This is a genomic window from Geomonas sp., from assembly GCF_035254065.1.
In the GTDB taxonomy this organism is placed as follows: Bacteria; Desulfobacterota; Desulfuromonadia; order Geobacterales; family Geobacteraceae; genus Geomonas.
Genome location: NZ_DATFBA010000105.1, coordinates 1 through 8,962, shown reverse-complemented (window position 1 = coordinate 8,962; position 8,962 = coordinate 1). Strand labels below are relative to the sequence as shown.

The window sequence follows — 8,962 nt, the reverse complement described above, 5'->3', positions numbered from 1 at the left end:
CGGAAGGGTACCCGGACTTGCAGGCGGCCCCCCTGCTCTGCGCCGGCCTGATCGGCTACCGCTCACTAACCATGGCTGGCGATGGCAGCCGGCTCGGCATCTACGGGTTCGGAGCCGCCGCCCATATCATCGCCCAGGTTGCGCGCTGGCAAATGCGGGAGATCTACGCCTTCACCCGCCCGGGAGATGCCGCCGGCAAGGCTTTTGCCCGTGAACTTGGCGCCATCTGGACCGGAGACGCCGACACCCTCCCCCCACGCCCCTTGGACGCCGCCATCATCTTCGCGCCCGCCGGGGAACTGGTCCCGGCAGCCCTGCAGGCTGTCCGCAAGGGAGGCACCGTGGTCTGCGCGGGCATCCACATGAGCGACATCCCCTCCTTCCCGTATCACCTTCTTTGGGGGGAGCGGGTGTTACGCTCCGTTGCCAACCTGACCCGCAGGGACGGCGAAGAGTTCCTGGCTCTTGCCCCCCAGGTGCCGGTGAGGACCGAGGTGACGGTCTATCCGCTGGAGAACGCCAACGAGGCTCTTTCTGCGCTGAGGGCCGGCGAGATTAAGGGAGCGGGCGTGTTGGTCGTCAGGAGATGAATTAACCTTGCCGGTGGGGAAAGGTCCGACATCCCCTCTCCCGGAGGGGAAGGGTCAGGGAGGGGAACCGCAGCTCCACCGTTGGATGCAGCCTAGGCTCCGAGGCCGCGGGTTTAGGGAGGAAGCGTATGAACTACCCGGTGACGGTACAGTGCTACGCTGGCTACAAGGGCGATGAAAGGCCCACCTCATTCACCTTGCAAGGGCGGCAGATCGAGGTGCGCGAAATCGTGGATCGCTGGTTCGATCCCGACTACAACTGCTTCAAGGTGGTGGGCGACGACGGACACCGCTACCTGCTTCGACACGACCTCAACGACCACTCCTGGCACCTGCTGGAAAAAGAGCTGGATCAGAACGGATAGTTCAAACCGACGAACACGGCAGGACCGTCCTTCCCTACCCCGACGTCGATCCTCCCTACGATGTTGGGACGCACCACCGTCCTCAAACCTATCCCCGGATTGAATTCGAAGGTCTTACCGGTCGCCTCCACCAGGGAATGCATCACCGACCCGAAATCGACGAAGGGAGCCAGCTCCCAATCCGCAGTCACCTTGAAGATCTCCCAGCGAAAAAGCCTGATCCGCTCCTCCAGGTTGAGCAGCAGATAACTCTTGTCGATAAAGCGATTCTGGCCGTACCCCCTCAAGGTGGTCTCCCCCCCCAGGATGGCCTGTTCCAGGAACGGGATCTCCTTTCCCACCGTCTGCTTGCAGGCGAAACGGGGCACCGTGACGAAGCGTCCCTCGGCCAGGGGGAAGTAGTGCTTGGCCTCGAACAGGTAGGCCTGGAAATCGGCATTGCTCCCCATCCACTTGGCGCTTTCCTCAAACGATACCTTGATGTAGGTGCCGGTGGTCGGCATCCCCTCTGAATCCAGCGTGTTGAAGGCGAGCGCAACCTGTTGCGCGTGCAGGCCATAGCCGTACACACCGGGGACGGTGCTGGGGGGGAAGCGCTGGGTGATGAAGGGAATGGAGGTGACGGCCCCCTGCTCGATATTAACCCTCTTCAGCTGTTCAGTGAACAGCAGCTCGAAGTGATCGGTCAGCCGGTAGCCCAAGGTGCCCAGGAATCCGAACTCGGCGTCGGTGTAGTTCGTCTCGTTCGCCTTGAGGGAGCTGGACTGGAACCCGAAGAATCGGGCGGATCCGTCCTTGTAGTTGAAGAGGTGCAGGAAACCTTCAAAGCGGTCGGAGAAAAGCCTCTTGTCCTCGTACCTCAAGCGCATCTCTTCGTTGATGGTGGTGGCCTTGGCGAGGTTTACCTTGATATTTTTGGTGGGGGTGGGATAGAACGCCCCGTACAGGATGCTGGAGACGCCGAAATACTTGTTGTAGTTCTCCTGCGGGACGACCAGGGAACTGACCTCGTTCTTGGAGTTGTGCAGCAGGAAGGCAACCAGTCCGCCACCAGTGACCCCCTCGTTGGGGCTGGAGCCGATGACCGGCAACGGGATGGCGACCGTCTTTACCGGGTCCGAAAAGCTGTCGTTGGAAACGGGTGGAGGAAGATACTTCCTCGGCACCTCGTACGCGCAACCGGCCAGGCAGATCATGAGGAGAATTAAGATGGTCAGTCGACGCATGCGAGCCCCGCACCCTGTTTAAATGCAGCTGTAGACGCAGCCGAGTCGATCATTTTTCCCGTGCCGCCACTACCACGCCCAACAACAGCCAGAAAGCCTCGCGCAGCCTGCGCATGATGCTGAAGCCGGCGCCCAGGGTGGCCCCCAGCTTGAATCCCAGCGAAAGCAGGATGTTGCCCCCATCCTGCACCCCGAGCGAGGCGGGGATCATGAAGCCTAGCCCCGCCACCAACTGGGCGAGCCCGTCCAGGCATAGCGCCAGCTCGATCGGTATCCGGTGCCCCAACAGCGCGAAGATAAGCCATGCCTCCACCGCCTGCATCAGCCACCCCAGAAAGAAGATGCCAAGCGCCAGCAAGCCCCTCCCGGCGTGATCGCGGTAGAAGGCCGCCAGCACCTCGTCGAGGGAGGCGAGGTCGTTCTCCTTGGCCGCCAGCACCGCCGGGCAGTGACCGATCTTCTTCAGCATCTTCAGGAAGGAAAGACAGGGGTTCTTGCGCTGCAGCGTGAGAAACACCAGCCCGGCCGCCGCCAGGGCCGAACAACCAAGGCAGCAAAAGAGCGCCAGCCGGGGTGAGATACCAGGCAGGGTGAACGGGATGAGTGCTAGCCCGATGAAGATGTACAGCACCAGGCTCAGGACCATCAAAGCCTTGTGGATGATCAGCGAGGCGGCCGCCTGCTGCCAGCGGACCCCGTCGGCCTGCAGCCGCAGGGCCTTGAACGGTTCGCCACCCAGCGAGGCGGTCGGGGTCAACTGGTTGAGGGACTCCCCCGCCAGCCGCAGGAAAAACATGCGGGAAAGGGAGGGGACCGCGGGATCGACCACCAAAAGCCGCCAGGAGAGGGTCCAGAAGTAGCAGGTCACGCCATAGGGTACCACCAGCAGCGCCCAGTACCATTTCGCCAACGACAGGGAACGGAGCAGCGGGTCCCAGTCGATGCTCCTGAACATCAGGAAGAGCGCGATTGAGGCGAAGCCGACCAGCACCAGGTTGACGCGACGCATGGACATAGTGGAAGTTGCGGCTGGAATGTCAGACCTCCGTAGGCACCCGGAAGAATTCCGTGTACTCCTGGAAATTGCGCCTTTCGATGGTCGGGTCCAAACCGAATTGTTGCAGCGAGTAACGATGGGCGCCGTGCTTGTCCTTGGGATTGCCGGCGATGAATTGACGCATCGCCTCCCGCGCCTCCGCGGTCAGCTCGCGCTGGAAATAGCGGTAGATGTTCTCCACCACCGCCATCGGGTCCCTCAGCAGGTCGTGGTAGCTCACATCCAGGAACTGTTCTTCGTGCTGCTTGGCCGCCCGCATGCGGGTGACCAGCCTGGCGCTGTCGGCCCAGCGCTTGCTGACCTCCGCCCCCAGTTCGTGGAGATCGATCCGGCTGGTGAACGGCGCCCGCAGCACATTGGCGAAGCTCGCACAGGAGGGAAGGACCTTGAGCGGGTCCCGGTGGGTAAGCACGATCTGCGCGTCCGGGTAGATCTCGAACAGGGAGTCCAGCGCCATCAGGTGGCTGGGGGCCTTGAGCACCCAGTGGCCGCCGGGGCAGTGCCACTGCAGATGCTGCAGGAATTTGCGGTGGCAGACGTAGGCGGGACGTTTGTCCTGCTCGTCATGCCATTTACGGTAAGTGGTGACGTAGTACATCGATTCGAAGACGTAGCTCAGGAAGGAGTGATCGGTGATCGATATGCATTCCTGCGGCAGGGTGGCGTCGATGTTGTGGCACTTGTAGAAATCCGGCATCAGGACGTCGATCCAGGCCAGCTCACGCCGGGTCTTCTCGATGCGGGGGTCGCTATGGTAGGTGGCCCTCTCCGGCGGCGGTGACGGATGCATCACCTCCCAGACCAGAGGGGCCCTGGCGGCCGGGTCCTGCGACATCAGCGCGTGCAGGAAGGTGGTGCCGCTCCGGGGAAGACCCGTGATGAAGATCGGCTTGACGATCTGCTCCTTGGCGATGCCGGGGTTCAAGGTCCGGTCGTGCCGCATGTTCAGCTTGTTGCAAAGCATCCGCAGCATCTCGGAATGGACGGTGATGCGTCCCAGCAGGTTCAGCTCGGCGTCCTGCTCGAAAGAGCGCAGCAAGATCTCCAGCGGCTCCAGGAAGTCGGAGTCGCCAAAGTCGCTAAGGCCGGTGAGGCGGCGGCTCTTCTCCAAAAGCCAGTCCCGCTCGAGTCTTAAAATGGAGCGGCCGTCGTTCAAGGCAAAGCGCCCCACCCTGTTGAGTCCCTTGATCATCCCAGAGCCTACCGACGTCAAGACCTTCTTGGCGTCGAAGGCCCCTGTCCCATGCCCTTGCGTAGAAACCGGTGTCTGTAGCTGAGTCACTTGCGTCTCCTGGGTAAACGTGGCGATTGCATTACAGGTAGCGATCCGTTCTGGTAGGTGAGTTGATCTACCGGGTGAAATGGTTCTCTTGGTGGCGAAGGTTACCAGATAGTATGCCAGAGGGATGCAGATGCGCAATATGATTGGGTTCTACAATACATGAAAATGCGGCTGCGCGGCCTCTCATCGTTTGCTGAAGTGCTGGGCGACGATCCCTTGGGCGAGATCCATGGAGGAGGTGAAGGCCGGCGATATCGGGTTGAGGACGTGGAGGGCTGCTCCCTCGGCCACCACCATGAAATCCATCACCATCTGCTTGGTCTCCCAATCCACCAGCTGCGGCCGGATGCCGACCTTGCTGGCAGCCACCAGGTCGCGCCTGTCCAGCTCTTTGACCAGCCGGGCGGCGTCGCGATAGAAGAAGCCGGGGAAGTACTTGACCGGCTCGCTGAGCGCCACGCTGCGGAACTTGGCGTTTGCCAGGAACAGCACCAGGTCCTCGAAGGCGATGGCGAACCCTTCGGCGTCGATGCCGGCGATGATGCCGTAATTCTCGCGGCCGAAGGCGGGGATCGCGGTGGGTCCCACGTAGACGTCGCCGTGTACGCTGCGGGTGAAATGGACGCCCAGGAAGGGGTTGCGGATGTCGGGGACCGGGTAGATGCTGGAATTGACGGTGAAGGGGAGGTCCTTGCGCAGCAGGCGGTACACCCCCTTGAAGGGGATCAGCCGGTACTTATCGGCTATCCCGAACAGCCGGCCGACCTTGTCGCAATGGGCGCCTGCCGCGTTGACCAGGCGGTTGAAGGCAATCTCCCCCTTGCTGGTCACCGCCCTGCCGCTTCCTTTAAGCCCGGTGAGCCGGCAGTCGAGCAGGAAGGTCACCCGCCCACTTTCCTCCAGGTCCCGCTTCAGGCTCTTCAGTACGGCCTTCGGATCGACCACCGCGGTGTAGTGCGAATAGAGTGCGCGCCCGACCGTCCTGGCGTTGGGCTCCAGCTCGGCGAGCTGCCGCTCGTCGATCAGTTCGACCTTGGCGCCGTTGGCGGTGGCCCGTCCGTACAGCTCCTCCAGGACCGGCAGCTCTTCCGCGGTGCGGGTGACGATGACCTTGCCGTTCTCCAACAGGGGGAGCCCCTTCTCCTTGCAGTAGGCACGCATCAGGAAGTTGCCGTTCAGGCAGGATTTCGCCTTCAGGCTGTCGGGAGAGTAGTAGATCCCGGCATGCAGCACGCCGCTGTTGCGGCCGGACGCATGGCGCCCGAGCTCCGGTTCCTTCTCGATGATCACGATGTCGCCGAAGCCGTTTTTAACCAGCTCCCGCGCGATGGTGAGCCCGATGATGCCCGCGCCTACGATCAGGATGTCCGCCTTGTCGATCACCGCTCCCCTCCCGTCTGATTGAACTTTAGCGGCGCCTGAACGATCTGGCGCCCCCGGGGCTCACTGCATTGGGCCCGTTGAGGTTGGAAGACTATAACGTGTGGCGTTAAACGTCAAGCAAGAGAAGGCGACCGGCATTCAGCCGGCAAAGAATCAGTACATTTCTGTCGACTAGGATTAACAGCGTATGCTATTTTTGTCGAACGTCGTTTTGCTCATCGAGACACCGGAGTTCCGCATGTCGCAGTCACGCACCTTTTCGCTCACCCTGTTGGCCATGATCGCCTTCGCTGGAAATTCCCTGCTCTGCCGGCAGGCGCTCAAGCAGACCGGCATCGATGCGGCGAGCTTCACCTCGGTCCGCATCTTGTCCGGCGCGCTGGTGCTCTGGTTGATCACGCAGTGGCGCGGCGGCAGACACTTCTCGGCTGGCAGCTGGCCCTCCGCCCTGGCCCTCTTCGTCTATGCCGCCGGCTTTTCCTACGCCTACCTCACTCTTTCGGCCGCAACCGGCGCCCTGCTCCTCTTCGGCGCCGTGCAGTCCACCATGATCGGCCACGGGTTGTGGCGCGGTGAGCGCTTCCATGCCCGGCAGAGTGCGGGGCTGGTACTTGCGTTTGCCGGCCTCGGTGTCTTGCTGCTTCCCGGACTGTCGGCGCCGCCGCTGTTCGGCTCCCTGCTCATGCTGGCCGCGGGGGTAGCCTGGGGGGTGTACTGCCTGCGGGGCAAGGGGGCCATCGAGCCCACTAGCGTGACGGCAGGCAACTTCCTGCGCGCCGTGCCGATGGCCCTGCTGGTGAGCGCCCTCACCCATCCCCAGCAAGCACTCCCCCCCGCCGGCATCTGGTACGGCGTCTGCTCCGGTGCGCTGGCTTCCGGTCTCGGTTACGCCGTCTGGTACATGGCGCTGCGCGGCTTGAAGGCGACCAGCGCGGCGACAGTCCAGCTGAGTGTGCCGCCGCTTGCCGCCCTCGGCGCGGTTGTTTTTCTCGGCGAAGCGGTTACCTTCCGTCTGCTCTGCGCCTCCGTTGCCATTCTGGGCGGTATCGCCCTCGTCATCGTCAAAAATGCCGCACCCGTCCCGGCAACTGCCACCACGTCATCTCCGCGTCACTGTAAAAACTGACGTTTTAGGTAAAACCTCCTGCCGTTCACCCTGAGCCTGTCGAAGGGTCCGTAGAACTTTCTACGGCATTGGCAACCTGATAAAAAAACTTTCATCTCACTTCCATAATTTTAGGGTATACTTTGAGCCTCAATCCCCCGGAAAGGCAGGAGCCCCCACTGTTATGGATTGCTTGAATGCGTTGTCGCAGCTGGAACAGGAGTCGATCCACATCCTTCGAGAAGCGGTTGCCGAGGCCGAACGGCCGGCCATGCTCTATTCGATCGGCAAGGATTCCTCGGTGATGCTCCACCTGGCCCTGAAGGCCTTCTATCCCCTCAAGCCCCCCTTTCCCCTGGTGCACGTCGACACCACCTGGAAGTTCAGGGAAATGATCAGCTTCCGTGATCAGACCGCTCGCCGTCTCGGCCTGGAGCTGGTCGTCCACACCAACCCCGACGGTGTCCGCGACAAGGTCACCCCCTTCACGCACGGCAGCCGCCTCTATACCGACATCATGAAGACCGATGCGCTCAAGCAGGTATTGAACCGGCATCGCTTCGACATGGTGTTCGGGGGGGCGCGACGCGATGAGGAGAAAAGCCGCGCCAAGGAGCGGGTCTTCTCCTTCCGTGACGCCCACCACCGGTGGGAGCCCAGGGGCCAGCGGCCGGAACTCTGGAACATCCCCAACCTGCACCGGAAGAAGGGCGAAAGCTTCCGGGTCTTCCCGCTCTCCAACTGGACCGAGCTTGATGTCTGGCGCTATATCGAGAGGGAAAAAATCCCCGTCGTCCCCCTCTACTTCGCGGCCAAGCGCCCCATGGTCGAGCGGGACGGCCAGCTGATCATGGTCGACGACCAGCGCTTCCCGCTCCTGCCCGGCGAGAAGCCTGAGCTGCGCCAGGTCCGCTTCCGTACCCTGGGATGCTACCCGCTGACCGCCGGGGTCGATTCCTCCGCGGCCACCGTCGGCGGTATCGTGAAAGAACTGGAGCAGGCGCGCAGCTCCGAGCGCTGCGGGCGCCTGATCGATTTCGACCAGGCGGGGAGCATGGAGAAAAAGAAGCAGGAGGGATACTTCTAATGACTGCTGCGACCGACCTGCTTCGCTTCCTCGCCTGCGGCAGCGTTGACGACGGGAAATCGACCCTGATCGGGCACCTGATCGAGCTGACCGGCAACCTCCCCGACGACCAGCGGCGTACCCTGGAGGAGGAGAGCTCCCGCATCGGCACCGCCGGCGGGAAAATCGACTTCTCGCTCCTGTTGGACGGCCTGATGGCCGAACGCGAGCAGGGGATCACCATCGACGTCGCCCACCGCTACTTCGAAACCGAACTCCGCAAATTCATCGTCGCGGACACGCCGGGGCATGAAAGCTACACCCGCAACATGGCGACCGGCGCATCCAACTGCAGCGCCGCCCTCATCCTGGTGGACGCCACCCTCGGGGTCCTTCCCCAGACCCGCCGCCACGCGCTGATCTGCGTGCTGATGGGGATCAAGAACCTCCTTTTCACCGTCAACAAGATGGACCGGCTCGATTGGGATCTCAAGGAGTACCGGCGGGTGGAAAAGCAGTGTGCCCAGTTGGCCGCTGCCTTGGAGAGCTTCGGGCTTCCCGCCGGCGGCTTCACGGTGGTCCCCATCTCCGCCCTGGAGGGAGACAACCTGGTGACCCTCTCCGGCCGGATGGGATGGTACCAGGGGGTGACGGTGCTGGATTGGCTGCACAGCCTCGCCCCGTCCCGCGCGCTTCCCGGCCAGGAGTTCAGGCTGCCGGTGCAGTACGTCATCAAGGTTGCCCGCTCGGGTGATGCATGGCAGCAGGGTGTCGGCGAGGAACTAAGGAACGGCGCGGGGGGGACCTTCCGTGCCTACACCGGCACCGTCGCCTCCGGAAGCGTTCAGTGCGGCGACCAGGTGGCGGTGCTTCCTGCCGGTTTCACAG

General features: G+C 62.6%; 9 protein-coding genes. 5 read left to right on the top strand and 4 right to left on the bottom strand.

Going from position 1 to position 8,962, the window contains the following annotated elements; all coding sequences use genetic code 11:
* Both VJ604_RS05485 and VJ604_RS05480 read left to right on the top strand, forming a co-directional pair.
* Positions 1-590 (top strand): MDR/zinc-dependent alcohol dehydrogenase-like family protein (locus tag VJ604_RS05485; RefSeq protein WP_518517903.1); only part of this gene is annotated, 590 nt, incomplete at its 5' end.
* A gap of 128 nt (positions 591-718) precedes the next feature.
* A complete protein-coding gene (locus VJ604_RS05480; RefSeq protein ID WP_324080400.1) occupies positions 719-955 on the top strand; it encodes a PH domain-containing protein in 237 nt (78 codons plus the stop codon).
* Here VJ604_RS05480 and VJ604_RS05475 read toward each other — a convergent pair.
* The 4 genes from VJ604_RS05475 to lhgD form a co-directional block, all read right to left on the bottom strand.
* Positions 943-2,181 (bottom strand): BamA/TamA family outer membrane protein, encoded by a 1,239-nt coding sequence (locus VJ604_RS05475; protein WP_324080398.1) that lies wholly within the window; start codon positions 2,179-2,181, stop codon positions 943-945. The two genes, VJ604_RS05480 and VJ604_RS05475, sit on opposite strands and share 13 nt — an antisense overlap.
* A 49-nt stretch (positions 2,182-2,230) precedes the next feature.
* Positions 2,231-3,196: a flippase-like domain-containing protein gene (locus VJ604_RS05470; RefSeq protein ID WP_324080395.1), complete on the bottom strand. Its 966-nt coding sequence runs from the start codon at positions 3,194-3,196 to the stop codon at positions 2,231-2,233.
* A 22-nt stretch (positions 3,197-3,218) separates the two neighbouring features.
* Positions 3,219-4,430, bottom strand: a complete 1,212-nt coding sequence (locus VJ604_RS05465; RefSeq protein WP_324080393.1) for a sulfotransferase family protein — start codon at positions 4,428-4,430, stop codon at positions 3,219-3,221.
* Positions 4,431-4,703: 273 nt separating this feature from the next.
* Complete coding sequence (gene lhgD, locus VJ604_RS05460; RefSeq protein WP_324080391.1) at positions 4,704-5,903, bottom strand: L-2-hydroxyglutarate dehydrogenase; 1,200 nt, start codon at positions 5,901-5,903, stop codon at positions 4,704-4,706.
* Positions 5,904-6,090: 187 nt separating this feature from the next.
* Here lhgD and VJ604_RS05455 point away from each other — a divergent pair, with 187 nt between their 5' ends.
* The 3 genes from VJ604_RS05455 to VJ604_RS05445 all read left to right on the top strand — a co-directional run.
* Complete coding sequence (locus VJ604_RS05455) at positions 6,091-7,029, top strand: DMT family transporter (protein ID WP_324080387.1); 939 nt, start codon at positions 6,091-6,093, stop codon at positions 7,027-7,029.
* Between the two features lie 67 nt (positions 7,030-7,096).
* The gene (gene cysD / locus VJ604_RS05450; RefSeq protein WP_324080402.1) at positions 7,097-8,095 is read left to right on the top strand and encodes a sulfate adenylyltransferase subunit CysD; all 999 of its coding nucleotides are present in this window, start codon (positions 7,097-7,099) and stop codon (positions 8,093-8,095) included.
* A partial coding sequence (locus VJ604_RS05445; RefSeq protein ID WP_324080384.1) for a GTP-binding protein occupies positions 8,095-8,962 on the top strand: 868 nt, incomplete at its 3' end. The genes cysD and VJ604_RS05445, both read left to right, overlap by 1 nt.